At 65.6% G+C, this 413-nt stretch carries 1 pseudogene; it reads right to left on the reverse strand.

The features are described 5' to 3' along the window. Positions 1-413: pseudogene (locus KI811_RS18420) on the reverse strand (plasma-membrane proton-efflux P-type ATPase); the annotation flags it as partial.

A 413-nucleotide genomic window follows, 5' to 3' on the forward strand; every position in this document is an offset into this window, starting at 1 on the left:
CCGATGGGAGCCATGAAGAGGCCATAGACCGCGATGGCGGTGGCAACGAGCTGGGTGCCGACGGTGGCGGCCAGAAGTGCCGTGGCCGGCCGGCTGCTCCAGAACGGCCCCCGCCCCCTGGCGGCGAAGATGGTGAGGTGTCCCGATACCGAGAGCTTCAGGTAGATGAGGCTCTGGATGACGTCGCGGCCGAGGCCCGAGAGCCGTTCCGCCAGGTAGAAGAGACCGAAGGAAGCGATGACGCCGACGATGCCAAGGACCGTGGAAACGCCGAGGACCACCGGCATGTTCCAGGATTGGGGCTCCGGGGCCGCCTCCTGACGGTCCACGGCGATAGCGAGAATCGCCCCGTCGTTCAGAAGCGCCAGAAGCACGATCATCACCGCCGTGACCGGATAGAAGTTGAAGACAAG

Source organism: Geobacter hydrogenophilus (assembly GCF_018501225.1).
GTDB classification, from domain to species: domain Bacteria; phylum Desulfobacterota; class Desulfuromonadia; order Geobacterales; family Geobacteraceae; genus Geobacter; species Geobacter hydrogenophilus.